Annotated in this window: 21 protein-coding genes; 10 read left to right on the plus strand and 11 right to left on the minus strand. The window is 74.1% G+C overall.

Annotated features, from left to right (window positions below; all coding sequences use genetic code 11):
- Positions 1 to 97 precede the first annotated feature (97 nt).
- Together ACN28A_RS10140 and ACN28A_RS10145 are read left to right on the plus strand one after the other, a co-directional pair.
- Positions 98 to 874, plus strand: a complete 777-nt coding sequence (locus ACN28A_RS10140) for a TetR/AcrR family transcriptional regulator (RefSeq protein WP_421394406.1) — start codon at positions 98 to 100, stop codon at positions 872 to 874.
- A gap of 125 nt (positions 875 to 999) precedes the next feature.
- The gene (locus tag ACN28A_RS10145) at positions 1,000 to 2,331 is read left to right on the plus strand and encodes an MFS transporter (protein ID WP_421394407.1); all 1,332 of its coding nucleotides are present in this window, start codon (positions 1,000 to 1,002) and stop codon (positions 2,329 to 2,331) included.
- Here ACN28A_RS10145 and ACN28A_RS10150 read toward each other — a convergent pair.
- The gene (locus ACN28A_RS10150; protein ID WP_421394410.1) at positions 2,309 to 3,415 is read right to left on the minus strand and encodes a winged helix DNA-binding domain-containing protein; all 1,107 of its coding nucleotides are present in this window, start codon (positions 3,413 to 3,415) and stop codon (positions 2,309 to 2,311) included. The two genes, ACN28A_RS10145 and ACN28A_RS10150, sit on opposite strands and share 23 nt — an antisense overlap.
- A gap of 202 nt (positions 3,416 to 3,617) precedes the next feature.
- Here ACN28A_RS10150 and ACN28A_RS10155 point away from each other — a divergent pair, with 202 nt between their 5' ends.
- A complete protein-coding gene (locus tag ACN28A_RS10155; protein ID WP_421394411.1) occupies positions 3,618 to 4,409 on the plus strand; it encodes a DUF6071 family protein in 792 nt (263 codons plus the stop codon).
- Positions 4,406 to 5,278 (plus strand): glycosyltransferase family 2 protein, encoded by an 873-nt coding sequence (locus ACN28A_RS10160; protein ID WP_421394413.1) that lies wholly within the window; start codon positions 4,406 to 4,408, stop codon positions 5,276 to 5,278. Before ACN28A_RS10155 ends, ACN28A_RS10160 begins: the two co-directional genes overlap by 4 nt.
- 121 nt (positions 5,279 to 5,399) lie before the next feature.
- On the opposite strand, the gene ACN28A_RS10165 is transcribed toward ACN28A_RS10160, so the two are convergent.
- From ACN28A_RS10165 to ACN28A_RS10200, 8 genes are all read right to left on the minus strand, one after another.
- Positions 5,400 to 6,482: a Gfo/Idh/MocA family protein gene (locus tag ACN28A_RS10165; protein ID WP_421394416.1), complete on the minus strand. Its 1,083-nt coding sequence runs from the start codon at positions 6,480 to 6,482 to the stop codon at positions 5,400 to 5,402.
- Positions 6,479 to 7,432: a sugar phosphate isomerase/epimerase family protein gene (locus tag ACN28A_RS10170; RefSeq protein WP_421394418.1), complete on the minus strand. Its 954-nt coding sequence runs from the start codon at positions 7,430 to 7,432 to the stop codon at positions 6,479 to 6,481. Before ACN28A_RS10170 ends, ACN28A_RS10165 begins: the two co-directional genes overlap by 4 nt.
- Entirely contained in the window at positions 7,429 to 8,439 is a 1,011-nt protein-coding gene (locus ACN28A_RS10175) for a Gfo/Idh/MocA family protein (RefSeq protein ID WP_421394420.1), read from the minus strand. The genes ACN28A_RS10170 and ACN28A_RS10175 overlap by 4 nt, the downstream gene beginning before the upstream one ends.
- Complete coding sequence (locus ACN28A_RS10180) at positions 8,436 to 9,965, minus strand: hypothetical protein (RefSeq protein WP_421394422.1); 1,530 nt, start codon at positions 9,963 to 9,965, stop codon at positions 8,436 to 8,438. The genes ACN28A_RS10175 and ACN28A_RS10180 overlap by 4 nt, the downstream gene beginning before the upstream one ends.
- Before the next feature lie 67 nt (positions 9,966 to 10,032).
- Positions 10,033 to 12,327 (minus strand): ROK family protein, encoded by a 2,295-nt coding sequence (locus ACN28A_RS10185; RefSeq protein WP_421394424.1) that lies wholly within the window; start codon positions 12,325 to 12,327, stop codon positions 10,033 to 10,035.
- The gene (locus ACN28A_RS10190) at positions 12,324 to 14,840 is read right to left on the minus strand and encodes a 3-dehydroquinate synthase family protein (protein WP_421394426.1); all 2,517 of its coding nucleotides are present in this window, start codon (positions 14,838 to 14,840) and stop codon (positions 12,324 to 12,326) included. The genes ACN28A_RS10185 and ACN28A_RS10190 overlap by 4 nt, the downstream gene beginning before the upstream one ends.
- A 4-nt stretch (positions 14,841 to 14,844) precedes the next feature.
- On the minus strand, positions 14,845 to 16,203 hold the full coding sequence (locus tag ACN28A_RS10195) for a glycoside hydrolase family 5 protein (protein ID WP_421394428.1): 1,359 nt from the start codon (positions 16,201 to 16,203) through the stop codon (positions 14,845 to 14,847).
- Between the two features lie 561 nt (positions 16,204 to 16,764).
- Complete coding sequence (locus ACN28A_RS10200; RefSeq protein ID WP_421394430.1) at positions 16,765 to 17,169, minus strand: RidA family protein; 405 nt, start codon at positions 17,167 to 17,169, stop codon at positions 16,765 to 16,767.
- A 46-nt stretch (positions 17,170 to 17,215) separates the two neighbouring features.
- Between ACN28A_RS10200 and ACN28A_RS10205 the strand changes: the two genes are divergently transcribed.
- The 4 genes from ACN28A_RS10205 to ACN28A_RS10220 are packed head-to-tail and all read left to right on the plus strand — an operon-like array spanning position 17,216 to position 21,135.
- Positions 17,216 to 17,491 (plus strand): pentapeptide repeat-containing protein, encoded by a 276-nt coding sequence (locus ACN28A_RS10205; RefSeq protein ID WP_421394433.1) that lies wholly within the window; start codon positions 17,216 to 17,218, stop codon positions 17,489 to 17,491.
- On the plus strand, positions 17,392 to 18,618 hold the full coding sequence (locus ACN28A_RS10210; protein WP_421394435.1) for a sensor histidine kinase: 1,227 nt from the start codon (positions 17,392 to 17,394) through the stop codon (positions 18,616 to 18,618). The genes ACN28A_RS10205 and ACN28A_RS10210 overlap by 100 nt, the downstream gene beginning before the upstream one ends.
- 55 nt (positions 18,619 to 18,673) lie before the next feature.
- The gene (locus tag ACN28A_RS10215) at positions 18,674 to 19,279 is read left to right on the plus strand and encodes a response regulator transcription factor (RefSeq protein WP_421404270.1); all 606 of its coding nucleotides are present in this window, start codon (positions 18,674 to 18,676) and stop codon (positions 19,277 to 19,279) included.
- Between the two features lie 59 nt (positions 19,280 to 19,338).
- Entirely contained in the window at positions 19,339 to 21,135 is a 1,797-nt protein-coding gene (locus tag ACN28A_RS10220; protein ID WP_421394436.1) for an Hsp70 family protein, read from the plus strand.
- Between the two features lie 32 nt (positions 21,136 to 21,167).
- Here ACN28A_RS10220 and ACN28A_RS10225 read toward each other — a convergent pair whose 3' ends face one another.
- Positions 21,168 to 21,995, minus strand: coding sequence for a DUF72 domain-containing protein (locus ACN28A_RS10225; RefSeq protein WP_421394438.1), 828 nt, complete (start codon positions 21,993 to 21,995; stop codon positions 21,168 to 21,170).
- A 279-nt stretch (positions 21,996 to 22,274) separates the two neighbouring features.
- Here ACN28A_RS10225 and ACN28A_RS10230 point away from each other — a divergent pair, with 279 nt between their 5' ends.
- Both ACN28A_RS10230 and ACN28A_RS10235 read left to right on the plus strand, forming a co-directional pair.
- Positions 22,275 to 23,072, plus strand: a complete 798-nt coding sequence (locus tag ACN28A_RS10230) for a MerR family transcriptional regulator (protein WP_421394441.1) — start codon at positions 22,275 to 22,277, stop codon at positions 23,070 to 23,072.
- 19 nt (positions 23,073 to 23,091) lie between these two features.
- On the plus strand, positions 23,092 to 24,012 hold the full coding sequence (locus ACN28A_RS10235; RefSeq protein WP_421394444.1) for a hypothetical protein: 921 nt from the start codon (positions 23,092 to 23,094) through the stop codon (positions 24,010 to 24,012).
- A gap of 85 nt (positions 24,013 to 24,097) precedes the next feature.
- On the opposite strand, the gene ACN28A_RS10240 is transcribed toward ACN28A_RS10235, so the two are convergent.
- Positions 24,098 to 25,522 carry a ricin-type beta-trefoil lectin domain protein gene (locus ACN28A_RS10240; RefSeq protein ID WP_421394446.1) on the minus strand — a complete coding sequence of 475 codons (1,425 nt, stop codon included), beginning with the start codon at positions 25,520 to 25,522 and terminating at the stop codon, positions 24,098 to 24,100.
- Positions 25,523 to 26,010: the final 488 nt, after the last annotated feature.

Here is a 26,010-nt window from a genome sequence, read left to right on the forward strand (position 1 = left end):
GGGGCCGGCCGCGCCCGATTCCGCGTCCGGCAACGAACACCAGCATCGATTTTACGGCGTACGCTGTAAGAAGTTTTGGTTCGGGGAGGATGGCGAGGTGACGACGGAGTACAGCGGCAGTGGCGACCCGAAGCGGAGCATGGAACTGCTCTGGGGCGTACCCGACCGCCCCCGGCGGGGCCCGAAACCGAGGCTCACGGTGGACCGGATCGTCCGGGCGGCGATCGGGATCGCCGACCGCGAGGGGCTGGCCGGGCTCTCCATGCGACGGGTCGCCGACGAACTCGGCGTCACCGCGATGTCGCTCTACACCTACGTGCCGGGCAAGGGCGAGCTGATCGACGTGATGCTCGACACCGTGCACGCCCGGACCGCCGCACCCGACGACGGCAGGGGCGACTGGCGCAGCCGGGTCGAGCGGCTGGCCCGGGAGAACTACGACCGCTACCGCCGCCACCCCTGGCTGCTCCAGGTGGCCCGCAGCGTGCCGGTGCTCGGCCCGAACCTGCTGGCCCAGTACGACCGGGAACTGACCGCCGTCGACGGGCTGGGCCTGACCGAGGTCGAGATGGACCTGCTGGTCAGCCTGGTCGCCGACTACGTGCACGGCGCGGTACGCGGTGCCGTGGAGACCGCCCGGATGGGCCAGCGCACCGGGATGACCACCGAGCAGTGGTGGCAGAGCTACGAACCCCTGCTGGCGCAGGTCTTCGACGCGGAACGCTATCCGGTGGCCGCCCGGGTCGGCTCGGTGGCCGGCGCCGAATACCAGGCCCCGGCCGACCCGGCCCGCTCGTTCGACTTCGGACTGCAACGGCTGCTCGACGGGATCGAGGCGTTCGTCCAGCGCCAGAGCCAGAGCCGGAGCCGTTAGCCGGAGCCGGCAGCCGGGTCGGGGCGGGAAGGGTTGACCCGCCGTCCGCGGAAACTGTCCGGGTCACGGGGCACCGGGTTGCCGGCTCGGGTCGGTGGTGCTTGGCTGAGATCCCTTCTGGTTCCGTGGGGGTGCCCGTGCCGTCGCCACCGTCCCTCGACGACCCTGTCGCGCTGCGCCGTGGCCGGATCGCGGTGTCGATGCTGTTCCTGCTCTTCGGAATGGCGATCGGCACCTGGACCGCCCGGATCCCCGCCGTCAAGGAGAACCTGGGCCTGACCGACGGCCAGCTCAGCATCGGCCTGCTCGGGCTCGCCGCCGGGGCCATCACCGGCATGCAGTTCACCGGACGCCTGGTCGACAGGTACGGCAGCGTCCGCGTGATGCTGCCGGTCGCCCTCGCCGAGGGTGGCTGCCTGCTGCTTCCCGGGTACGCCGGCAACCTGGTCGCGCTTACCCTGGCCCTTTTCGTCTTCGGTGCCGTGCACGGCACCCTCAACATCGCGATGAACGCCAACGCGGTCGAGGTGGAACGCGCCCGGGGCCGCCCGATGCTCTCGTCCTGCCACGCGGTCTACAGCATCGGCGGCTTTCTCGGCGCGGCGGTCGGCGGCCTCTTCGCCCGCGCGGACGCCGGCGTCCCGGTCACCTTCTGGACGACCGGGCTGGTCGCACTCGGCCTCGCCGCCTGGGCCGCCCGCTGGGCACTGCCCCGCACCGGGCACCCCGCACCGCCCGCCTCCCCCGCCCCGCCACCCGTCGACGCCGGGCAGTCTGCCGGTGGCGCAGGGCCCGCTGACCGTGGCGCAGGGCCGGCTGACGGTGGCGCAGGGCCGGCTGGCGGCGGACCGGGCGGGCGGCGGCGGGAGTCGCCGGGCGTGCTCCTCCTCGGCATCCTGGCGTTCTGCTGCCTGGTCGGCGAGGGCGCCGCCGCCGACTGGAGCACGGTGTATCTCCGGGAGAGCCTGGGCAGCGAGCCGGGTTTCGCCGCCGCCGCCTACGCCGCCTTCGCGATCATGATGACGGCCGGCCGGCTCGTCGGCGACCGGCTCGCCGCCGCGCTCGGTCCGGTGACCCTGGTACGCGGCAGCGGCATCCTGGCCGCCGTCGGGCTCGGCGGGGCGCTGCTGGTCCACCACCCGGTCGCCGGGCTGATCGGATTCGGCTGCCTCGGCGCCGGGCTCTCCTGCATCGCACCGCAGGTCTTCTCGGCCGCCGGCAACCGGGACCCGAGCCAGGCCGGTCGGGCACTGGCCCGGGTCGCCGGCCTGGGTTACCTGGGCTTCCTCGTCGGGCCGGTGGTGATCGGCGGTGCCGCCGAACTGCTCGGCCTGCCCCGCGCCCTGGCACTGCCGGCCCTGCTCGCACTCTTCGTCGCCCTGGCCGCCGGAGCGCTCCGCCCCCGGCAACCGGGACAGCCGAGCACCGCACCGGTCAGCGCGGACCCACGATCCTGACCTCCGGTCGGCAGTCGTCGCCGGCCAGGAAGCGCAGCAGGTCCACACCCTCGACCTCCAGCGCCGCCGCGTCCGCGGCGGAGAGCCGGGCGAACGGCTCGACCGTGAGCAGTGCGCTGTCCCGCTCGACGACCGTCGTCCAGGTGCCGGCGGTGAAGCCGTCGATCAGCACGGCTCTCGGCAGTTGGCCGTTGCGGGTCACCGACCGGGCCCGGAACTCCTCGGTGAGCACCCGGGACCGGTCGGCGTACGAGAGCAGCAGGTTGTCGAAGTCGTAGAGGAACCGGGGCGCGGCGGGCGCGTCCGGGTCGGGACGTACGGCGTCGGGCAGGTCGAACAGTTCCGCCCCATTCTCGTCCCGCAACGGCACCAGGCTCGGGCGCAACCGCTCGACCACCTCGGCGAGCCGGGTCAGTCCGGACCAGACCTGCACGTCACGCACGGTGGCCGGGCCGAAGGCGGCCAGATAGCGGAGCACCAGGTCGTCGACGGAGACGGCCGACGGCGGCAGCTCGTCGAGCCACCTCTCGACACTCTGGTGCGCGGCCGGCCCGCTGCGCCCCCAGACGCCCCGGGGCGGCACCTGGACCAGTGGCACCCAGGCCCGGACCGCCTGGGCAAGCGCCTCGGGATCGTGGTCCGGCCAGTGCCGCGAGAGGGCCTTGCCGAGCTGTCCGAAGGTCAGCGGTCGCTCGTCGAGCAGTTCGCGGCCGGCCGCGACGAGCTCGTCCCGGTCCACGCCGGTGAGCCGCCGGCCGTAGGTCTGCGCCAGGCCGCGTTCGACCACCGGTTGCAGCACGGGGCGCAGCGCCAGCGCGTCGGCGGCGGTGACCAGGTGGATGGTCGAGCGCATCAGCGCGATCCGGACCGCCCGCCGGTCGGTCAACAGCTCCGCCACCGCCCCGGGTGGACAGTCACGCAACCGGGTCCAGAAGCCGACGTACCAGGTGTGGGTGGTCTGGGCCTGCATCCCGACCAGGTGTTCGAGCGCCTCGACCGGCGTGCGGTCCGACCGGCGCAGCAGCATCTGTCGGTGCAGGGTGGCCCGGTTGAGCGCCCGCCGGCTCACCAGCTTGCCGTGCATAGCGGAGTTCTCCCGATCGGCGAGGATGCGGCCCAGGTTAGGGATGCGGCCCAGGCTAGTGCCCGCCTCCGACCTCGCCCTCCGCACTCCGAGCAGCGGTTTGCCGGCGAGCAGCAGAGCTGGGTATATTCACCCTCGTCACGAAATGGGAGCGTTCCCATGCGTACGGGTCGCGAGCGCGGGACGGGGTGAGATCGGGCGGATGAGCATCATCCGGCTGCTCGTGGTGAACGGGTGCAGCTTCGCCCGAGGTGCCGAACTGGCCGAGCCGGACCGCGACTCCTGGCCGGCCGTACTCGGCCGGGAGCTGGAGATCGGCGTGGTCAACCTGGCCTGCGACGGCGGCTCCAACCGACGGGCCGTCCGGACCACGGTGCAGCACCTGGAGTCGATCCGGGCGGCGCACGGGATCGGGTACGGGCAGATCCTCTTCGTGAACATGTGGACCGCACTGAGCCGCAACGAGTACCACGACAGCGGGATCGAGGACGGGCCGGTCCGCCCCGACCTCGGAGTACGCCCGGCGCTGCCCGGGGAGCTGCACTGGCAGCGGGTGGCCGACTGGAAGGCCGCCGAGGGGGACAAGCCGTCGAAGGCGTACCTGCGGCACCTGTTCAGCACCACCGGCGAGACGGTCAACTTCTTCGTGGACTGGCTGCTGCTGGAGCACCACCTGACGGGTCGGGGGGTGCCGAGCCGGTTCGCGTTCGCCTGGGAGATCCTGCCGGACCCGATCCCGGCCGAGGCGGTACCGGTGATGCGGGCGCTCCGCGCCGACCTGGTCTTCGGCGCACTGCCGCCCCGGCCCGAGGAGACCTTCCGGGAGATGGTCTTCGGCCGGGTGCCGTTCGGCGACTGGGACCACCCGCTGGCGGAGGGACACCGGCAGTTCGCCGCCGCGATGCTGCGCTGGCTCGACGCCGACGAGCGGCTGCGTTTCCCCCGCGACCGGCAGGTCGAACGATCCGGGCCGATCGGCTGGTGCGGGCGGTGAGCGTACCCGGGCTGGTGTCGGTGATCATGCCGGCCCGCGACGGCGCCGCCACCATCGGCGCGCAACTGGCCGCGCTGGCCCGGCAGACCTACCCCGGGCCCTGGGAACTCGTCGTCGTCGACAACGGCTCCACCGACGGTACGCCGGAACTGGTCGCCGGCTTCACCGGCCGGCTGCCCTGCCTCCGGCTGCACCGGGCGGCCGACCGGCCCGGCACCAGCTACGCCCGCAACGAGGGCTGCCGGGTGAGCCGGGGCGAACTGCTGCTCTTCTGCGACCAGGACGACGTGGTCGGGCCCGACTGGGTGGCCGAGATGGTACGCGGACTCGCCCGGTTCCCCGCCGTCGGCGGACACGTCGAACGGCGACTGCTGAACGACGACGTCGCCCTGGCCACCCGACCCGAGAAGCCGGCCGGCTCACTCCAGTCCGGATTCGACTTCCTCCCCTACGCGCTCGGCGCCAACTGCGGGGTACGCCGGGCCGTCTTCGAGGAACTCGGCGGCTTCGACCCCGCCTACCGGTACGGCTCGGACGAGGTGAGCTTCTTCTGGCGGGCGCAGCTCGCCGGCTACCCGATCGGGGCGCTGCCGAAGGCGGTGGTGCACTACCGGCTGCGCCGGCGGCTCCCGGAGATGGCCCGGCAGTACTACGCGTACGGCCTCAGCCATCCCCGGTTGTACCGCGACTTCGCCGCCGCCGGGTTACCCCGCTCGGTCCGGCCGGCCGCCCGGGAGTGGCGCTGGCTGCTCGGCCACCTGCCGGACCTGCTCCGGTCCCGCCGGGCGCGGGCCGTCTGGGTGACCCGGTGCGCGATGCGCTGCGGCCGGATCGTCGGCAGCCTGCGCAACCGGGTCGTCTTCCCCTGAGGGCGCCCGGACCGGCGACTCCCACGCACCGCCGGGCCGGCCGCCGTCAACCGGCAAGACACCGCTTCCCGTCAACCGGCAAGACACCGCTTCCCGTCAACCGGCAAGACACCGCTCGCCGTCAACCGGCAACCCGCCGCTCGCCCACAGCCGGGGAGCGCCGGTCGTCGTCAACCGGATGACGCCACTCGTCGTCGGCCGGGTAGCGCACCCCGGTACGGGCCCGGACGGCGTCGGTGACCCGCAGCACCCCAACGGTGTCGGCGAGGGGAGCCAGCGGGCTCTCGGTCAGCCCGGCCCGCAGGCAGCGCATCACCTCCACCGCCTCGTGCACGAACCCCTCCCCCTGGTACGGCACCTCGATCGTGCGCGGCTCCCCGTCACCGGTGTACAGGCTCAGCCGGGCGGGCCGGAAGAAACCCCGGCCCAGCTCGATCCGGCCGGCGCTGCCGCAGACCGTGGCCGTCCAGGGCGTGTCGGCGACGATCGAGCAGGTGAGGCTGGCCAGCGCGCCGCCCGGATAGCCGAGCACCAGTGCGGTGGTCTCGTCGACACCGTGCCGGCTCAGCGTGGCGACCCCGGTGACCGAGTCGGGCTCGCCGAGCAGCATCTGGGCCAGGGTCACCGGATAGACGCCGAGGTCCAGCAGGGCACCGCCGCCGAGCGCCGGGTCCCGCAGCCGGTGACCGGGGTCGTCCGGCCCGACCAGGCCGAAGTCCGCCTGCACCAGCCGGGGCTGGCCGATCGCCCCGTCCCGGACCAGGGTGACCAGCCGGCGGATCGCCGGCACGCAGCGCATCCACATCGCCTCCATCAGGAAGAGGCCGGCGGCACGGGCCCGGGCCACCAGGTCGGCGGCCTGGTCGGCGTTGAGCGTGAACGGCTTCTCGCAGAGCACCGGCCGCCCGGCGTCCAGGCAGAGCGCGGTGGCCGCATGGTGGCTGGCGTGCGGGGTCGCCACGTAGACCACGTCGACCCGGTCGTCGGCGGCGAACCCGGCCCAACTGCCGTGCGCGTGCGGGATCGCGTACCGGCTGGCGAACCGCCCGGCCGCCGCCGCGGTACGCGATCCGACCGCCACCACCTCGGCGTCCGGCAGCCGCCGCAGGTCCTCGACGAACCGCCCGGCGATCCAGCCGGTGCCGAGCACACCCCACCGGATCGGCCGCCCGGTGGAGCCGGCCGGCGTTCCCGCCGGGCTCACCGGCCGGACCCGACCGCACCGGCCAGCGCCGCCGAGCCGGTGGCGAGCTGCCCGGCCAGTTCCGCCGCGCGATCGGCCAGCTCCGCCGAGCGCCCGGCCGCCGCGTGCCGGCGGGCCAGGTCGTCCCGGAGCGCCAGGCAGTCGCGTACGTAGTCGCCGGCTCGGGCGATCGGCGGATGCGGGTCACCGTCACCGCAGTACTCGACACAGATCGCCGGCACCCCGAGCGAGTCCGCCTTGGTGATCCAGGCGTAGTTGTCCAGCACCCCCTCGGCGGTGTCCACGTTGAAGTCGGCCCGCCCGCCGTCCGGGCGCAGGTTCTTCAGGTGGAAGTAGCCGAGCCGGCCGGCGAGCCGGTCCAGCACGGCGGGGTCCCGGTCGGCCGGACTGACCACGTAGGCGTTGCCCGGGTCGGCGGTGGCGACCACGGCCGGATGGTCGACCATGGCGAGCAGCTTCGCGGTGCCGGCCACCGTGTCGTGCACCGAGCCGGGATACACCTCCACCCCGACCCGTACGCCGTGCCGGGCCGCGTACTCGCCGAGCCGGCGGTAGCCCTCGGCGGCCCGCTCGTAGTGCACGGGTTCGGCCAGGGCGCTGCCGTTGGCCCGCCAGTCGTCCGGGTCCCGTTCCAGGGTCCCGGACCAGCCGTTGACCATCGGGATCCCGTGCTCCGCAGCCGCGGCGACGGTCCGCTCGACAAGCGTCAGCGAGGCGTCCCGGGCCGCCGGGTCGGCGCCGACGAAGTCCCCGGTGTAGCCGACGCAGTGCACGTCGACCCCGTAGCGGCGGCCGAGCGCCACCGCGTCGGCTACCTCGCTCTCGACCCGGGCCGGGTCGAAGTGGAAGTGCACCAGCTCGATGCCGTCCCAGCCGTGCCGCGCGGCGACCGCGAAGACGTGCCGCAGGGGGTACCTGCGGAAGGTGTAGCTGTGCAGGACGAGCTTCATGGGTTCTGCCCTCCGGTCAACGCCAACCGCACTCCGCCGTTGGCGACGCTTCGTTCCAGTGCGTGCAGCACCCGCAGATCCCGCAGCCCGCGGGCGACACCCGCCTCGACCGGTACCGGCGCCCCCGCCGCGCAGGCGGCGAACGCCCGGTACTGGGCGAGGTACGGGTCCACCGGCTCGGGGCGCAGCCAGCGCCGGCCCTCGTCGTCGCAGACCAGCACCTCCCCGCCGGAGTCCATCGCCCACGAGTTCCGGACCACCAGCAGGCCCCGCTCGCAGACGACGGTGTAGCGCGAGACGCCGGTGCACGGCGGCTCGGTGAACGACGACTCGATCTGGAGCCGGCGTTCCTCGCCGAACCAGACGGTCGCCTCGACGAAGATCTCGGTCAGTTCCCGGTCGCCGGCCGGATAGCCGGTCCCCCGACAAGCGGTCGGGGCGGCGTCGAAGACGTCTGCGGCGGTCAACAGTGGATAGATCGCCAGGTCGCCGAGGCAGCCGAGACCGCTGTCGGCCCGCCGGTTGCGCCAGTCCCGTTGCCGGTGCCCGAGATGGCAGGCGGAGATCGACCTCGCCGCGCCGAGCCGCCCGGAGCGGACCAGCTCGACCACCGCCCGGTTGTAGGCGTTGTGCCGGGACATGTAGCCGACCAGGGCCGGGGCACCGGAGGCGGTGGCGGCACGCAGGATCCACTGCCCACCGGCCACCGTGTCGGCGAGCGGCTTCTCCACGAGCGTCGGTACGCCCCGGGCCAGCGCCCGGCAGGCGTACTCGGCGTGCCGCCGGTTCGGCGTCGCCACGTGCACCCCGTCCAGCGGCGTACGCAGGAAGTCCCGCACGTCTGTCCCCGCCCAGACCCCCGGTACCTGCCCGGCCACCGCCCGCAGCGCCGCCTCGTCGGAGTCGAGTACGGCGACCAGTCGCAGGTCGTCGGCGGCGGCGATGGCCGGCAGCAGGGCCCGGCGGGTCAGGAAACCGGCGCCGACGATGCCGATCCGGAACGTCATCGGACCCGCTCCGGCGGACCGGACCGGTCCAGTTCCGGCGGACCGGACCGGTCCAGTTCCGGCGGACCGGACCGGTCCAGTTCCGGCGGGCCGGACCAGTCCAGCAGCAGGCTGCGCGGACCGAGCGAGCGGTGGGTGGCGCCGGCGATCGCGTCCAGGGTGTGCCGCTGGGCCGCCAGGGCAGCGTCCAGGGCCGGGTTGCCGGTGCCGACCGGCCGCTCCGGGGCGAGCAGCACCGCCACCCCGACCGAACGGGTGTGCCAGACCAGTTGGTAGGAGTGGTGGTTCCAGGCGCTGCCCTCGTGCACCTCGACGGGGCGGCCGAGCCGCCGGGCCAGCCGTTCCGCACCGACCGCGGCGGCCGGGGCGGCGCCGTACCCGACGACGTGCACGGTGGTGAGGTCGGGCCGCCGGGCGAGCCAGCCGGCGAGTACCCCGGCCAGTTCGTCGGGGTCGCCCACCGGGCGGGCCCCGGTGGGCCGGTCGGCGGCGGTCGGCGCCGCCGGCAGCAGCCGCTTGTAGTGGTCCACCGCGTCGTGCGTGGCGAACCGCAGCCCGTGCCGCACGGCGACGCAGGCGACCAGGGCGGCGACCGCGTAGCAGCCGGCCATCGCGGCGGCGACCGCGCCGGCCGGTCCGCCGGGCCGGCGCAGCCCGGCGATGCCGGCGGCGACGTCGACCAGCAGCGCCCCGGCAGCCGGCTCGGCGGCCACCTCCGGCCACGGCCGGAACCGCTCGGACTTGCCGCCCCAGCCCTGCCGGGCGGCCTGCAGGGTCCAGAGCCGCAGCCCCGGACCGGCATCGGGTGGCAGCCGGAACAGCACCCGGGGCCGGCCGGTCGCCGGCAGCCGGGCGGACTCCTCGGCGGCCCACTCGCCGATGCTCCGGGCCGCGCCGGCGAACGCCCGGTAGGCGTCGTCGAAGTGCGGCCAGCTCAGCATCCGGGCGGCGAGCAGCGCCGGCACCGAGAGCGGTGCGTGGTAGAGCGCGACCTGGTCACGCCCGCCGGCCAGCGAGAGGGTGCCGCCGCGCTCGCAGAGCCAGGCCGGGGCCGCCCCGCCGGTCCGGTGCCGGGCCAGCGCCAGGGTGGCGGCCAACAGCCGGGTCTCCCGGGTACGCCCGGAGGCGCTTACCGCGAAGCCGGCGACGGCACCCCGGCCACCCCACTCGGCGAGCGTCCGGTGCACCGTCGACGGGTCGAGGGAGTCCAGCACCCGGATCACGGCCTGCCCCGGCACCGCCTCGGCGATCGCCCGCAGCCCGAAGGCCCAGCCCCCGGTGCCGGCGAAGACCGCCCGGCGGCAGCCGCGCAGCAGCGTCCCGCCGCCCCGTTCGGCGGTGAGCCGGGCGACCCGGGCCCAGGACGGCGGGTGCACCCAACCGAGCCGGGGCGATCCGGCGAGGCTGGCCAGCGCGGCGACCGTACCGGCCGGACCGTACCGCTCGCCGCTGGCGGCCGCCCGCACGTACGCCCACAGCCCGGCACCGCTCGGCTCCGCCGCCCCCGCCCAGGGCCGGGCGGTCACGGGCCTCCTCCTCGGCCGGTCACGGAGGGCTTCCGTCGGGCGGTCGGTGGGCCGCCGCGCCGGGCGGTCACGGGGTGCCTCGGCGGGTCGCCACGGGCGCCGGGGCGGTCACCGTGCCGTCGAGCCGGAAGTCGACCACGACCCGCAGCGGCGCGCGGCCGGCGACCGTACCGTGGTCGAGGATCTCGGTCGCCACGCCCGGCAGCGCGGGCAGCGAGACGAGGTGGCTGACCAGCGGAGCCAGGTCGAGTCCGGGCGGATCGTCCGGCTCGGCGCCGGTGCTGAGCAGCTCACGGGCGGCGGCGAAGTCACCGGCCCGACCACCCCGGCTGCCGACCACGGTGCACCGGCCGCCGGCCGGGTTCGGCACCACCTGCCGGTCCCGGCCGGCCCGCACCGGCCCGGGGTCGAGCGTCGCGCCGCCGCCGACCCGGAGCAGCCGGCCGGGACGGAAGCCGCCGAACAGGTGCAGGTTGGCCGCGTCGGCCAGCGCCGGCCAGCTCAGTTCGACCGCCGCCGGGCCGGCGTTTCCGGCCACCGCCAGCACGGCCAGTTCGGCACCCCGGCCGGCGGTGACGGACCGGACCCCGGCGGCGAGTCCAGAGTCGAGCGGCAGTACCGCGTCCGGGGCCGGCAGCCCACGGTGGACGGCGGCCCGCAGCCGCCGGTCGGACCGGGCGGCCAGGGTCACGGTGCGGGCGCCCCGGGCCCGGGCGACGGCGACGTGCAGCAGGCCGAGCACCCCGGCGCCGACGACGAGTACGTCCCGGCCGGCCCAGTCCTCGGCGAGCAACCGGTGCGCCCGCAGCACCGCCGCCAGCGGCTCCAGCAGCACCCACTCCGGACCGCAGCCCCGGGGTACGCCGACGAGCTGCCGCTGGGCCAGCGCGCCGAGGTCGGTGACGAGCAGGTCCCGGAACACCCCGGGGACGTTGTGGCCGAGCTTGAGGTAGTCGTCGCCCGGATGGTTGGGGTTGATCGTCACCAGGTCGCCGGGGCGCGGGCCGGAGATCGCGCCGCCCACCTCGACCACCTCGGCCACGCACTCGTGCCCGAGCACCCCCGGTTCCAGGCCGCGTGCTCCGCGCAGGATCTCCAGGTCGGTGCCGCAGAGTCCGGCGTACCTGGGTCGGAGCAGCAGTTGCTCGCGCCCACAGCGCGGCCGGCTGGCGGTGGTCAGCACCAGCCGCGACTCGCCGATCGGCTTGACCAGCTCGCGGACCTCGTCCCGCCGGGCGCCGAGATAGCCGGCCATTCCGGCCAGGGTGGCCCGGCCGGGGTCGGCGGGTACGTGCAGCAGCCCGTCCCGCTCGGCCGCCGTCCAGCCGGAGAACCAACCGGCGTCGACGCAGAGTTCCGTCAGCCAGCCGCGCAGCGCGGCGAACCAGGGCGGCCCGACGCCGTGCGCGAAGCCGCCGACCACCACCACCGTGCGGAGCCCGAGCTGCGCGCAGACCTGCAACACCGCCACCGCGAGGTGCCGGGTCGCGCCGCGCAGCAGGTCGGTGACGAACGCGTCGCCGCTGCGGGCCGCCTCGGCGAGCGCCCCGGCGTCGATCCGGCCCGGGTCGCCGTCGGCCAGCCGGTGCAGGATCGAGCCGGCGAAGTCGTCCGGATGCCGCCGGGCCCGCCGGACCGCCGCCCGCAGCACCGCCGGCCCCGAGCTGTACGCGCAGAGGTCCGCCACCGCACCGCAGTCGCACCACGGCAGGTCCAGCCGGGCCAGTTCCGCGCGGGCGCTCCGGTCCCCGGCGGCGGCGGCCCGACCGAGCCGGGCGGCGGTGGCCGGGCCGCCGGGCAGCGCGGCGAGCCGGTTCGGCTCCACAGGTACGTGCCCGATCTCCCCGCCCAGCCCGGCCGGGTCGACGAGCAGCCTGGCGGCACCGGGAAGCCGGTCGTCGAAGACCTTGACCGCCACCCCGGTGCTCACGGTCAGCAGCGCGAACCGACCGAGCCGCCGGTAGTGCCAGGCCGCCGCGGCGACGTCGTTGAGCACTGTCACCCTGGCCCACGGCAGCCGCGCGCCCAGCGCCGCCCGTACGTCGTAGCCGGCCGACCGCGCCTGCCAGAGCACGCTGGCGTCCCGCACCACCCCCTCGGCGGTGACCACCGCACCGAAGGCGACGCCCACCTCCCGCCGGCCGGTGGGCCCGGCGCGGCGGTGCAACCGGTCGGCCTCCTCGGCGATCCGGTCCAGCAGGGCGGTCCGGACGGCGTCCACCGGCAGCTCCGGCCGGTCCCGCCGGTTCGGGGTGGCGAACCGGACCACCTCGCCGACCAGCCGACCCGCCTCGGCCAGCGCCAGCCGGGTCCAGGTGCCACCGACGTCGACCACCACGTCGCGTACCGGTTCTCCGGTCACGAGCCGCTCCACGCCCAGGCCGGCGCCGCCGCTGCCCCCGCTGCCGGTGCTGCCGCTGTCGGGGCTGCCGCTGCCGGTGCTGCCGCTGTCGGGGCTGCCGCTGTCGGGCCTGCCGCTGTCGGGCCTGCCGCTGTCGGGGCGCACGGCTGCGGGTCGGAGGCCGACGGGCCGGGGGCCGGCTGATCGGAGACCGGCTGATCGGGGGCCAGCGGACCGGAGACCGGCTGATCGGGGGCCAGCGGACCGGGGGTCAGCGGACCGGGGGCCGGCTGGTCGGCGGCCGGTGTACCGGCCCGGCGGCGCAGTGCCGACCAGGCCCGGTGCAGGTCGGCGGGGTCGAGTTCGGCTATCGAGTCGACGAACCCGCCGACCCCGATCCCGACCGGTACGGCCAGGTGCAGCCTGCCCCCCTTGTGCGGCAGTACGTCGCTACGCAGCGCCCGCCACAGCCCGTCCGCGTCGCAGCAGCCGTCGTACGTCGGCAGCCCGATCCGGCGCAACAACGTCTCGGCGCGTCCGGCGACCTGCTCCGGCACCCGCCCGGCGGCAACGCCCAGTCGGCAGGAGAGTGCCATCCCGACCGCCACCGCCTCACCGTGCCGGAGCCGGTAGCCGGAGCGTTCCTCCAGGACGTGCCCGAACTCGTGGCCGAAGTCGGCGAGCCGGCGCAGCCGCCGCTCCCAGGGGTTCTCCTCCAACTCGACGAGCATCGCGGCGACCGCCCGGCGGAGCACCTCGTCGAGCACCGGGGCGGCGGCCGGCTCGCGCAGCACGGCGTGGTGCTCCTCGACCAGGTGGTAGAGGCGGGCGTCCCGGACCAGCGCGATCTTGACGATCTCGGCCAGCCCGCAGCGGAACTCGGCCGCCGGCAGGGTGGCCAGGAATCCGGCGTCGCAGAGGCAGGCCAGCGGCGGATGGTACGCCCCGAGCAGGTTCTTCCGGCCGTCCAGGTCCACCCCGACCTTCAGCCCCACCCCGGCGTCGACCAGCCCGACCAGGGTGGTCGGCACCCGGACGTACGGCGTCTGTCCGGGGTGGCAGGCGGCGACGTAGCCGACCAGGTCGAGCACGGTACCGCCGCCGACCGCCAGGATCCGGTCGGCGGGCCCGAGACCGAGCCGGCGCACCTGCCGCAGCAGCGGCACGGCGGCGTCGAGCGTCTTGCCCCCGGGCGAGCTGCGCACCGGCAGCACGGTGTAATCGGCGAGCCTGCCCGGCCGGCGCCGCCGGCCCAGCGTCTCCCGAACGGCGGCGGTGACGGCCGGTGAGAAGTCGTCCACCACCGCCAGCACGCGGGCGCCGGCCGGGAGATGGCCGGAGAGCGCCGGGTTGTCCGGGTCGAGGACCCCGGCGGTGAAGGTGACCTGGTAGTCCAGCCTCCTGATCCGGTGCGCCCGGATCGGCACCGGTGACCGCCACCGCCCCTCCGCCAGCACGGCCCCGGCCGACACTGCCGGCACTGCCGGGGACGACACTGCCGACGCCGGAGGCGGCACCGCCGGCACTGCCCGGGACGACACTGCCGGCACTGCCCGGGACGACACTGCCGACGTCGAAGGCGGCACCGCCGCAGGTTGCAGACCGGGCGCAGGCAGCGGATCCGGCGCCGGGGACGCCGAGGAGGGCCGCCACACCGACGCCGGAGGTGCCGCGGGTGCGGGGGGTGCCGGCCAGATCCGGGGGGCGCCGGGGCCGTGCCGGTGCAGCAGCCGGGCCACCGCGTCCAGCGCCGCCTGCCGGACCGCCGCCGGGTGCGCCGCCCGGTCGAGCTGTCCGGCGAGTACGTCGTGGTGCCCGTCGAGCTGTCCGGCGAGTACGTCGTCGTGGCGGGCGAGGTGGCGGATCGCCGACGCCTCGTCGGGGCGGATCGGCGTGGGGTCGGCGAGCAGGGTGTCCACGTCGACGAGCAGGACCGGGTCGCGCGCCTCGGCCGCGCACACCGGGACGCCGGCCAGCACCCGGGCGGTCTGGCCCAGCGAGGACAGCAGTGACGGCAGGTCGTCGTGCAGCCGCACCGCGCGGGCGTACCGGCGGTACACGGCGGCGGCGAGTGCGGTGGCGGAGGTCGCCGACGGGCCGGCGAGGGAGACGAAGGCGTCCCGCCGGCCGAGTCCGGTGACGACGGCGGCCCGCAGCACCGCGCGTACCGGATCGGCCTCGCCCGGCCCGACGAGGTCGGCGGCGTCGACCGTGCGGTAGTGGTCGAGCACGCCGCGCTCCCGCCAGTGCCCGAGCCAGCTGTCGAGCCGGCGGCGGCGCTCCGGCCGGTCGCATACGGCGAGGACCCGGCGCGCGTCGCCGAGCGTCCGCAGCAGCGTGGCGTCGCCGGGCCGCCACAGGTCCCGGCACATCCGCAGCTCCACGGTGTCGATCAGCTCGGCCCGGAGCGCGTCCTTGAGGCCGGGCGGAGCCTTGAGGCCGGGCGGAGCCGTCGCCGGACCGGGTGGAGCCGTCGCCGGACCGGGCAGGTCGCGGTGTCCGGCCAGGGCCGTGGCCCCGATGGTGGAGGACATCGCCTCACACCGGCGCTTGCTGGGCGCAGGCCCGGCGCAGCAGTTCGACAAGCGGCCGACGCGGCTGGCACCTGTCGAACCGGAACGAGGCCATCATCTCGTCGATCGCCGACTCGCCCATGCCCCGGAACAGTTCGCCGAACTCCGGCAGCAGCGCCTCGGCGAAGAGGATCTGCGGCACCAGCCGGCCGATCAGGAACTCGCTGCCGAACGGGAACGGCAGGTAGTCCGGGAACTCCCGGGCGAAGAGTTCCTTGAGCGGGCGCATCACCTGCTGGATGTGGTCGTGCCGGCCGCCCCACAGGTCGACGCCGAGCCGGGCCTTCTTCTCCAGTACCGGCCGGACCCGGCGCATCCACGGGCTGTCCGGGTCGACCACGAGTGGCGCCGCCACCCCGATGTCCTTGTACGGCCAGAACGCCCAGTTGGCCCGGTGCCGGGTGTAGATCTCGAACTGGTCGGCGAGCAGCCGCAGCCGCATCCCGTCCCGCTCGGGTTCACCGGTGAAGACCGCGTTGAACTCGCCGACGTAGACCGGGGTGCCGGTGCGCAGCATGTACTCGCTGCGCTTGAGGAACGTCCGCTCCAGTACGCCCGGGTCGAAGTACTGGTCGCGGGACTGGTCCGGCAGCAGGATGCCGTGCTCGTAACCGACGCCGTCCGGCGACTCCCAGACGTGGGTCAGGTGCGCCACTCCGGGATAGCGGCCGTCCGGGACGTAGCCGGGCGGCGCGTAGTCGTGGTGCGAGTAGACGACGTTCGGCAGCGGTTCGCCGTAGACGTCGAAGTCGTTGGAGTAGCGGTTGCCTTCCAGGATGACGATGTGCTCCGGGTCGACCTCGCGGATCGCCTCGACCAGCCGGCGCGAGTACGGCCCGACCACCTCCCCGCTCGGGTCGGCCGGCTCGTTGACCGGGTTGTACGCCGCGACCCACGGCTCGTCGCGGTAGCGGCCGGCGATCTCCCGCCAGAGGTGTACGACCCGGTCCTGGAAGTGCGGGTGCTGCCAGAACTGGGCCACGTGGGTCGGGTTGTCGCTGTGCCAGTCCTGGTTCTGCCAGCCGGGCAGCGCGTGCAGGTCGATGATGGTGCGTACGCCGCAGGCGGCCAGCAGCTCGATCGCCCGGTCCAGGTGGTGGAAGCCGGACTCGACGATCTCGAACGGCCGCCGGTCGTCCTCCAGGTGCCGGTAGTTGACCGGGATCCGGACCACGTTGCAGCCGAGCCCGGCGATGAACCGGGCGTCGTCGGCGGTGAAGAAGTGCTCCAGGAACCGCTCGAAGAAGAAGTCCGCCCGCTCCGGGCCGAGCACGTCCCGCACGGCGGCCCGCATGCCCTGCTCGTAGGCGGGGAAACCGGTCATCCAGTTCTCGAAGTTGAGCCAACCGGCGAGGCCAATCCCCCGCCAGATAACCGGCCGTCCGTCGCCGTCGACTATTTGATCGCCATTGGTCCGGAGAAATCCTCCGGGGCATGCCAAAGCAAACCGGGACACGGACATGCCACCCCCTGTCTTTCCCGTCGTCGGGTGCATTGCCCGTTCGGATTGATATCGACTCAATACGATGGAGCGACGGCCGTCAAGGGGTCGGGCATGATCAGATGGACGCGCTCCCACGGCGTACCTGTCGAGCCCGGAGCCTTGCACCGCGAGTATCCCGGAGGTGGCGGGGCGTTCCGGTCCGGAAGTTGCCGAGCGCGTTGCGAGACGATATTTTGCGCAAGGATGTTAGCGCTACCACCGTCAGCACCCGCCGTACGTCCCCCGGAGGGGAAAAATGGTTTGGCCGCGCGCGTTGAGGTCAGTCCTAACCGTCGTACGGCGCCTGAGTCGACGCCGTCACCGGCGCAACCGCCGTGATCCGTTCCTCTACAAGTGAGCCACGCCGCGAATCGGAATCCCGCCGCCCGTCCGGTGTGGCCACTACGTCGTCCGGTCCGTCACGACGGCGTCGACCTCGAACTCCACCAGCCACTCCGGGTCGATGAAGCGGGACACCTCCACGAAGGTGCAGGCCGGCCGTACCTCGGCGAAGCGTTCGCCGTGGGCGCGCGCCGCCTCCCGCCAGCGGGTGATGTCGACGAGCATCACCCTGGTCCGGATCACGTCCGCCAGTGTCGCGCCGGCCTCCCGCAGCGCCTGCTCGGCGATGTCCAGGCAGCGCACCGACTGCGCGTAGACGTCCCCCGGGCCGGCGGTGCCACCGTCCGGCGCGATCGGCGCGGTGCCGGCCACGCAGACGTACGGCCCGACCCGTACGGCCCGCGAGAAGCCGATCTCCGGTTCCAGTGGTGATCCTGAGCTGACCAGGCGGCGGGAAGGCGTCACGGTACCGGAGCATCGCAGAGGAGTGGCCCGCGCCGCGCCCCGGCCGGTGCGCACGGACCAAGTCGGCACGGACCTTGTCGGCACGGACCTTGTCGGCACGGACCTTGTCGGCACGGACCTTGTCGGCACGGACCTTGTCGGCACGGGGCTGTCGGCACCAGGCTGCTCGCCGGTACGGAGCTGTCGGCACCAGGCTGGTCGCCGGGACATAGCATCGGCCGGGTGGCCAGCCCCGCCGACCTGCCCGGACGCGATCCCCGGCTGCGCCGGCCCCGGATCGCCACACTTGTCGCGCTGCTCGGCACGCTGCTCACCGCCCTGATGATGCCGGGGATCGGCCTGGCCCGCGAGCCGGATCCGCTCTGGATCGCGCTCGGCGCGGTCGGCATCGGCGCCGCCGCCGTCGCGCAGATCGTGGCGGTCTACGTACTGCTCACACCCTGGCTCGGCGGCACGGCCCGGCAGCTGGCACTGGCCGGGTACGCGGCGACCGCCGTCGTCTCGGTGCCCCTGGTCGGCCCGGTGGCCGGCGCCGACTGGCCGACCTGGGCCTGGCTCGGCGCCTCGGTCGTCGGTACCGCGCCACTGCTGCTCGGCCGCCGGACGGCGGCACTGGCGGTGCTGGCGGCCGTCGGCGTCGCGGTGGTGGTGGCCCGGAGCACCGGCGGTTCGGTCCGGGACCACCTCCTGATCACCGGCGGCATCGGCCTCTCCGTCGCGGCGGTCGGCTGGGTGCAGGTGTGGTTCTGGGACCTGCTGGTGCAGGCCCAGCGAGGTCGGGCCGCCCAGGCCCGGCTGGCCGCCACCGAGGAGCGGCTCCGGTTCGCCCGGGACGTGCACGACCTGCTCGGACACCATCTCTCGGTGATCGCGCTGAAGGCGGAACTCGCCGCCCGGCTCGCACCTGTCGACCCGCAACGGGCCGGGCGGGAGGCCGACGAGGTACGCCGGCTGGCCGTCTCGGCCCTCGCCGAGGTACGCGAGGCGGTGCACGGCTACCGCGCGGTGGACCTGCGCGAACAGCTCGCGGCGACCGCCGAGGTACTGCGCTCCTCCGGGGTACGCTGCACCGTCGACCAGCCGGCCGGCGGGGACGTACCGGCAGAGGTCGCCGCGCGGTTGGTGCCGGTACTGCGCGAGGCGAGCACCAACCTGCTGCGGCACAGTCGGGCCGGCTGGTGCACGATCGAGGTCGCCCGGCAGGGCGACGGGTTCCGGCTGGTCGTCGCCAACGACGGGGCGGGGCCGGCCGCACCGGACCGGCACAGCTCGGGGCTGCGTGGCCTGGCCGACCGGCTGGCCGACGCGGGCGGGACACTCCGGACCGCGTACCGCGACGGCGTGTTCACGGTCGAGGCCGTCGTACCGGCCAGCGCGGAGTCGGGCGCCGCGGAATCGCGGATTCCGACGGCACGGACGGAGGGTGGCGACGATGGGCGCGGCGGATGAGCCGGCGAGTGGTCCGGCGCGGGAGCACGCGGTCGGCGGTGCGGGCGGGTCGCCGGTGATCCGGGTGCTGCTCGCCGACGACGAGGAGCTGATCCGGGTCGCGGTCGCCGCGCTGCTGGACCTGGAGCCGGACGTCGAGGTGGTGGCGCAGGCCGGCGACGGGCGGGCGGCGGTGCGGGCCGCGTTGGCGCACCGGCCGGACGTGGCGGTGGTCGACCTGGAGATGCCGCTGCTGGACGGGCTGGGCGTGACCGCCGAGCTGGCCAGGGTGCTGCCGTCCTGCGCCGTGGTGATCCTGACCGGTCGTGGCCGGCCCGCGCACCTGCGCCGGGCACTCACCACCGGCGCCCGGGGCTTCCTGGCCAAGGGTGCACCGGGCGGGGCGCTGGCCGACGTCGTCCGGCGGGTGCACGGCGGCGCCCGGTACGTCGACCCGACGCTGGCGGCGGAGGCGCTGACCGCACCCGAGTGCCCGCTGACCCCGCGCGAGCTGGAGGTGCTGCGGCTGGCCGGTGTCGACACACCGGTCTCGGCCATCGCCCGGCGTACCTCGCTGTCCCAGGGAACGGTCCGCAACCACCTGGCCGCCGTGGTCGGCAAGCTCGGGGTCGCCAGCCGCGCGGAGGCGTACCGGACGGCCGTGCAGAACGGCTGGCTCTGAGTCGGAAGGCGGGCGAACGGGCGCCCGTACCCGGGCATGGCTCCCGTACCGTGTTGGCTGTGCGTGGCGCGGGCGCGAGACTCGGCATCGACTTCGGTACGTACAACACCGTCGCGGTGCTGGCTCCGGCTGGCCGGGAACCCCGGCCGCTGCTCTTCGACGGGTCGCCGCTGCTGCGCTCGGCGGTCTGTGCCGACACCGGAGCGCGGCTGCTGGTCGGCCAGGACGCCCTGCACACCGCACTCTCGCTGCCACAGTCCTACGAGCCCTATCCGAAGCGCTGCGTCGACGAGGGCACCGTGCTGCTCGGTGACCGGGAGATGCCGGTCGAGGAACTGTTCGCCGCTCCGCTGCGCCGGGTGGCCAGCGAGGTCCGCCTGGTCACCACCGAGCCGGTCACCGAGGCGGTGCTGACCTTTCCGGCCGCCTGGGGCTCCCACCGCCGCGGCATCCTGCTGGCCGCGGCCAACCGGGTGCTGCCGACCGTACGCCTGGTGGCCGAGCCGGTCGCCGCCGCCAACTTCTTCGTCGAGGTCGCCGGCCGGGACCTGCCGGTCGGGCGGTGTGCGGTGGTCTACGACTTCGGCGCCGGCACCTTCGACGTGACAGTGGTACGCCGAACCATCGGCGGATTCGAGGTGCTGGCGACCGAAGGGCTCGCCGACTGTGGCGGGCTCGACGTCGACGCCGCCGTCGTGGACCGGATCGGTGCCACGATCGGCAGCCGGGACGGGGCGCTGTGGGCCCGGCTGACCAGCCCGGAGACCACCTCCGACCGGCGGGCGAGCCAGCAGCTCTGGACCAACGCGCGGGCCGGCAAGGAAATGTTGACCCGGAACACCACGACGCTGATCCACGTACCGCTCTTCGACGTGGACATGCCGCTCGGCCGGGAGGAGTTGGAGGAACTCGCCGCCCCGGTCGTCGCGCGTACCGTGGCGACCACCCGTACCCTGCTCGACCGGCTGGACGACGGCGGGTCCACTGTGGCCGCGGTCTTCCTCTCCGGTGGTTCCAGCCGGATGCCGGCGGTCGCCACCGCGCTGCACCGGGCGCTGGAGATCGCTCCCAGCGTCGTCGAGCAGCCGGAACTGGTGGTCGCCGAGGGCAGCCTGCGGGTGCCGTCCGGCGCCGGCATCGACGGGGCCGGCCCGGCCGGGGCGACGGCGCCGCCGGCGGCCGCGCAGCCGAGCGGCCCGGCGGGTGCCGGCACGCCGACCGGACGGTCCGGCCGCTGGGCGGCGCTGTCCCGGTCCCGGCGGGTCCGGATCACGGCTGCCGCCGGGGCGGTCGCCGGCATCCTGGCCGCGGCCACCGTCGCCGCCTCCGTCGCCGGGGGCGGTGACCCGGGTCGGCGTACGAAGTTGACCGGTGCCGCCTCGGCGACGCCGACCGCCAGCGGGTCACCCCGCCCGTCCGCCACCCCGACGGTGACCGCCGCCGGGGTGGACGCCTGCCTGGTCGGCAGCTGGCGGAGCGTCAGCGCCCAGTCGTTGAACACGATCGACAACCAGAAGATCCATTTCAGCGGGGGCGCCGGCACCATACAGACGTACACGGCGGACGGCCGGGTGACGCTGAACTTCGGCAGGACCACTGACAAGACCGCCAGCTATCGGGGTACCCGGTGGCGGGAGCGGATCCGTGGCAGCGCCTCGGCCAACGTCTACCACCGCAACGGCGTGGAGTACATCAGCGACGTACGGGCCAAGGGGACGGTCGTGCTCTACCGGGGCAGCAGCCGCAACGCGAGTATCCCGCTGTCGCTGGTGCTGGAGCCGAGCGAGTACGTCTGCTCCGGCGACCGGATGCGGTTCTTCGGTGCCGGCGCCAGCGAGTGGACACGGGTCCGCTGACCCGCCCGGCGCCCGCCACCCCCGCAGCGGTTTCAGAACAGCGTCAACGGCTCGGCCGGGACCGGCTCCGGCAGGGCGTCGAGTTCGGGCATCCGGGCCCGCACCTCGGCGTGGAAGCGGCGGGCCAGCTGTGGCGCGTCCGCGTTGTCCGGGGTGTGCACGAAGACGGTCGGCGAGCGGCCCTCACGCAGCCAGCCGACGGTGACGTCGACCCAGTGCCGCCAGCCGTCGACGGTCCGGTCCGGATCGTCGCGGCCGAGATAGCGGACGATCGGCCGGTCGGTCAGCGCGGCCGTCCGGAGCGGCATCCGGGGTTTCTTCGTCCAGGCGTCCCGTTCCGCGTCGCTTGTCGGGGCAGCCTGGAAGAACGCGGTGGTGTCGAACGGGATCCACTCGGCGGACGCCTCGGCGAGTACCCCTTCGAGCAGTCGGGTCGCGCGGGGATCGGTGAAGAAGGCGGGGTCGCGGACCTCGACGGCGTAGCGGTGCGAGTCGGGCAGCCGGCGCAGGAAGCGGGCGAGTACCCCGACGTCGTCGGGTGCGAACGAGCCCGGTAGTTGGATCCAGAGGGCGTGCGCCCGGGGGCCGAGCGGTTCGACCGCGTCCAGGAAGGCCCGCAGCGGCCCGTCCGCATCGGTGAGCCGGTGCTCGTGGGTGACGACCTTGGGGATCTTGAGCACGAACCGGAACCCGGGACCGGTCTGCCGGGCCCAGCTGGCCACGGTCTCCCGGCTCGGGGTCGCGTAGAAGGTGGTGTTTCCCTCGACCGCGTCACACCAGCCGGCGTAGCAGCGCAGCCGCTCGGCGGCCGGCGACTGCTGTGCCAGGAACCGCCCCTGCCACGCCTTGTGCGCCCACATCGCACATCCCACGGCCAGCCGCACCGAATCCCCTCCCACCGGACAGACAGCTCCCGGCCGGCCCAACCCAACCCGGGGCACCGGACCCGCGGGGGCCGGGCCCTCCGCCGGAACCACGGTATACGTCGCGCCGCCGGTGGACGGGGGGTGCCGGCCCGGTGCGACGCGCCGCTGTGCCGAGGCGGGCTGGTGCGCCTCGGCGCAGAGGCCGGCGGCAGGCGGCCGACCGGCGGTGACGGACTTGACCTCGCCCCTGGGGCACGCCGCAGACTGCACAGCGTGCAGCGGAAATACCTGCGGGCCGGCGAGTTCGGTGCGGCCGGGCGGTTGTCGCCGAAGGCCCTGCGCCGCTATGCCGAACTGGGCCTGTTGCCGCCGGCGCACGTCGACCCGGTCAACGGCTACCGCTACTACAGCCCGGACCAGCTGCCCCGGGCCCGGCTGATCGCCCGGCTGCGCCGCCTCGGGCTGTCACTGGCCCGGATCGGCCAGCTCGCCGACCTCACCCCGGAGGCTCGGGCCCTCGAACTGCGCGGCTGGCTGCACGCCCAACGCGGGCTGCTCGACGAACGGGCGGCGGTGCTGGAGGCGATGCGCTCGGACGGCGGCGTAACCGTTCTCGTCGACGCCGTCGGCCTGCGGGACGTACCGGCTACGAAGGTGCTCTGCCGGAGCCGCCACGTCGACACCGGCGGCCTGGACGACCTGATCCACACGGCCGGAGACGACATCCGGGCGCATCTGCGGAACTCCGGCCGTCCGGACAGCGCTCCGCTGCTCGTCCACTTCCACGATCTCGTCACCCCGGACTCCGCGGGACTGGTCGAGGTCGCCGTGCCGTACGGCGGCAGCGTCGAACCGGTCGACGACCTGTACGCCCGCCTGCTGCCCGCACACACCGAGGCGTACCTGCCGGTGCCGGCCGGGTACCACGACTTCCCGCTGGTCCTGCGGGCGTACGACGCGGTGGAGGCGTGGACCGACGCGCGTCCGGACGTCACCTGCGTCGGCCACCCGTACGAGATCCATCCGGGTACGGACGCGCCCTTCGACGTCGCGTACCCGGTATCCACCTGAGGCGAGAGGCTGCTTCCCCATGCGTCACACCCCATACGTCGGCAGTGGTCCGTACTGCTACGCCAACTCGTTCGCCATGCTGCTCGGTGAGCGGTCCCCGTCGACCGCCGTCATCGAGGTCGCCACCGGCGGCCCGTTCGGGATGCAGCTCGTCGGCGGCCGGACCGTCTTCTTCGACGCGTACGGCTGGAATCCGGAACTCGGGTTCGACCAGGCGTTGCGGGCTATCGGCTGGACCTCGACGGTCAGCCGGGGCGGCGAGCCGGCCGAGGCGCTCGCCCGGCTCGCCGAAGCGGCCCGGAACGGGCCGGTCTGGGTCGGTCCGCTGGAGATGGGCCTCCTGCGCCACCACCCCGAGATGACCGGGCCGATCGGCGCCGACCACTACGTCGTCGTCCTCGACGTCTCCGAACAGCGGGTACTCGTGCACGACCCGCACGGCTACCCGTACGCCGAGGTGCCGGTCGAGGACTTCCTGGCCGCCTGGCGGGCGGAGACGGTGGACTACGGCGAGCCGTACACGATGCGTACCGGATTCCGTCAGGTCGCGGAGGTCACCGACGCCGAGGCGATCCGGTCGATCGTGCCGACCGCGATCGACCGGCTCGACATGCGGACCGAGCTGGCGATGCCACCCGGCAGCCTCGGCAACGGCGCGGCGGCGGAACGGGTCGCCCAGTTGGTCGAGGACGGGGCGGGTGACGGGCTGCGCGAGCACCTGGTCCACTTCGCGATCCGGGTCGGTGCGCGACGGCTCGCCGACACGGCGGACTGCCTGCTGCTGGCCGGGTACCCCGAAGCGGCGGCGGTCGCCGCGGCCCAGGCCCGGCTGGTCGGCTCGATGCAGTACCCGATGGTGGTGGGTGACCTTCCGGCGGCGGCCGGCGCGCTCCGCGAACTCGCCCCGACCTACGACCGGCTGCGCGCCGCCCTCGCCTGATCCCGCCGCCGTCCGGGCGGCCCGGCGTCACGCCGGGCCGCCCGGTCTCGGTCCGGCCTGTTCAGGTGTACCGGACCACGCGTGGTCACCGGGTCAGGGAGACCAGGTTGAACCGCTGGTTGGTCTGTCCGTGGCAGTCGTAGATCTGGATCTGTGCGCCGTTGGCCGTGCTCCAGACGTCCAGGCACCGCCCGGACTGCACACCACTGATGGTGCCGTTGGAGTTGACGTTCCACTGCTGGTTGGTCTGGCTGTGGCAGCTGTAGATCTGCACCGCCGCGCCGTTGCCGGAACCCGCCGCGTCCAGGCACATGTCCCCGTACACCCGTAGCTGCTTGTTCGAGGTGTACGTCCAGGACTGCTGGACCTGCCGGTTGCAGTCGTAGAGCCGTACCCGGGTGCCGTTGGTACGCGACGCGTTCGGCACGTCGACACACCGGCCCGACTGCGCCCCGACGATCTGGGAGGCGGAGCCCGGCGGCAGGGTGGGCGTGGCGGTGGGGGTGACCGGCGGGGTGGTCGGCGGGGTCGTCGGGTTGCCGGTGGAGGTCGGTGGCGTGGTCGGACCCGGGGGCAGCAACGGGCAGGTGCTGCGGTACGTCACCACGCCGGAGGAGTCCAGCAGCGGGCAGAGGAACTGGCTGTACCGGGTGTCGTTGTCCACGAACATCTTCAGGAACGGCAGCATGGTCCGGATCATCACGTTGTTGGGCCGACCGACCATGAACCCGTGATCCGCCCCGGCGACCTCCAGGTAGACGCTCTCCGTGCTGGCCGGCAGGCTGTTGTACTGGTTGACGACCGTGGACGGGGTCACCACGGTGTCCGCCTGGCCCGAGAACATCATCGTCGGCACCCGGTCGTTGGCCAGGTTCGACGAGGGCAGGAACGGGGCGATCCCGACCGTGGCCTTCAACGACGGACGCCGGATCGCCGCGTTCAGCGCGCCGCCGCCGCCCATTGAGTGCCCGGAGACCGCCAACCGGTTCGGGTCGACCCGGGTGCGTACCGAACTCTGCTGGGTGAGGTAGTCGAGCGCGGCGAGCAGTTGGGTGCCCCGCGCCTCGTCGAAGTCGTTCCGGCTGTTGGTCTCGATGCCGATCACCACGAACCCGTGGGACGCCAGCCACGGCCCCATCCAGGCGAGTTCGACGGAGAACAGCGCGGTGTAGCCGGGCGAAATGGCGATCCCGCCGAAGGTCCCCTGACTGGTGTCGGTCGGGTAGTAGATCATGCCGCCGGCGAAGCCGTACCCGCTGGGGACGCTGACCTGGGCGGTGGCGAAGGGTCCGTTCACGTTCGCGACGCTGGCCCGGGTGGGATCCGGTCCCCGCTGGTACGGATTGTCGGCGGCCGACGCCGACCCGGTCGCCACCATCGCGGTGAGCAGGGTGAGGGCGAGCGCGATTCCCGCCGCACCGATGCTGAGCAGTTTTCTGCGCGGGCCGGGGGACGTCCGGTCAGGTCCGGCGTCCTCTCCCGCTGGGGGGTGGTAGGTGTGTTCCCGCACTGTCGTACCTCCTTGGTGGGTGGTGGATCACGGACAGCCGGCCCGACCGGTCCGGGCTCTCCGCGTGACCGGGCGCGGTGGTTAGGGCTGCGGTAGGTGGACCTCGTGCCGGATCGGCGCGGGCACCTCCTAACCGGTCGGGGCGCGGTCTGCCCGGCAGGCAGGCAGTGTTAACGCTCACACACATCGAAGAACTTAGATTCTCAAATAGTTCCGGAATTTTCAAGCGAAACTTTCGGGCTCCGACCCGTCCCCGCCCAGTGGGTCGACCGCACCGCAGACATTGACGTAGTTCGAAGAAAATCGTAACCTTCCAACCGGAAACTTTCCGGCTTCATTCTTAGAAAGTTTCCAAGCGGGAGTCTCACAACCCGTCGCGGAAGCCCCGGGCAGCGTCCGCGCACACCCTTCACCCTCTTCTCTTTAGCGCGCGGCCCAGGAACGTCTCCCCAGACGTCACCGCGGACCGTCGCGCAGTCCGTCGTGAC

This window comes from Plantactinospora sp. WMMB782, assembly GCF_049179135.1.
In the GTDB taxonomy this organism is placed as follows: Bacteria; Actinomycetota; Actinomycetes; order Mycobacteriales; family Micromonosporaceae; genus Plantactinospora.

Excerpts from the sequence above, each read along its gene's own strand:
- ACN28A_RS10190 (WP_421394426.1), bottom strand. The coding sequence starts at position 14,840 with ATGTCCTCCACCATCGGGGCCACGGCCCTGGCCGGACACCGCGACCTG.
- ACN28A_RS10170 (WP_421394418.1), bottom strand. The coding sequence starts at position 7,432 with ATGAAGCTCGTCCTGCACAGCTACACCTTCCGCAGGTACCCCCTGCGG.
- ACN28A_RS10195 (WP_421394428.1), bottom strand. The coding sequence starts at position 16,203 with ATGACCGGTTTCCCCGCCTACGAGCAGGGCATGCGGGCCGCCGTGCGG.
- ACN28A_RS10155 (WP_421394411.1), top strand. The coding sequence starts at position 3,618 with ATGAGCATCATCCGGCTGCTCGTGGTGAACGGGTGCAGCTTCGCCCGA.
- ACN28A_RS10235 (WP_421394444.1), top strand. The coding sequence starts at position 23,092 with ATGCGTCACACCCCATACGTCGGCAGTGGTCCGTACTGCTACGCCAAC.
- ACN28A_RS10150 (WP_421394410.1), bottom strand. The coding sequence starts at position 3,415 with ATGCACGGCAAGCTGGTGAGCCGGCGGGCGCTCAACCGGGCCACCCTG.
- ACN28A_RS10175 (WP_421394420.1), bottom strand. The coding sequence starts at position 8,439 with ATGACGTTCCGGATCGGCATCGTCGGCGCCGGTTTCCTGACCCGCCGG.
- ACN28A_RS10225 (WP_421394438.1), bottom strand. The coding sequence starts at position 21,995 with ATGTGGGCGCACAAGGCGTGGCAGGGGCGGTTCCTGGCACAGCAGTCG.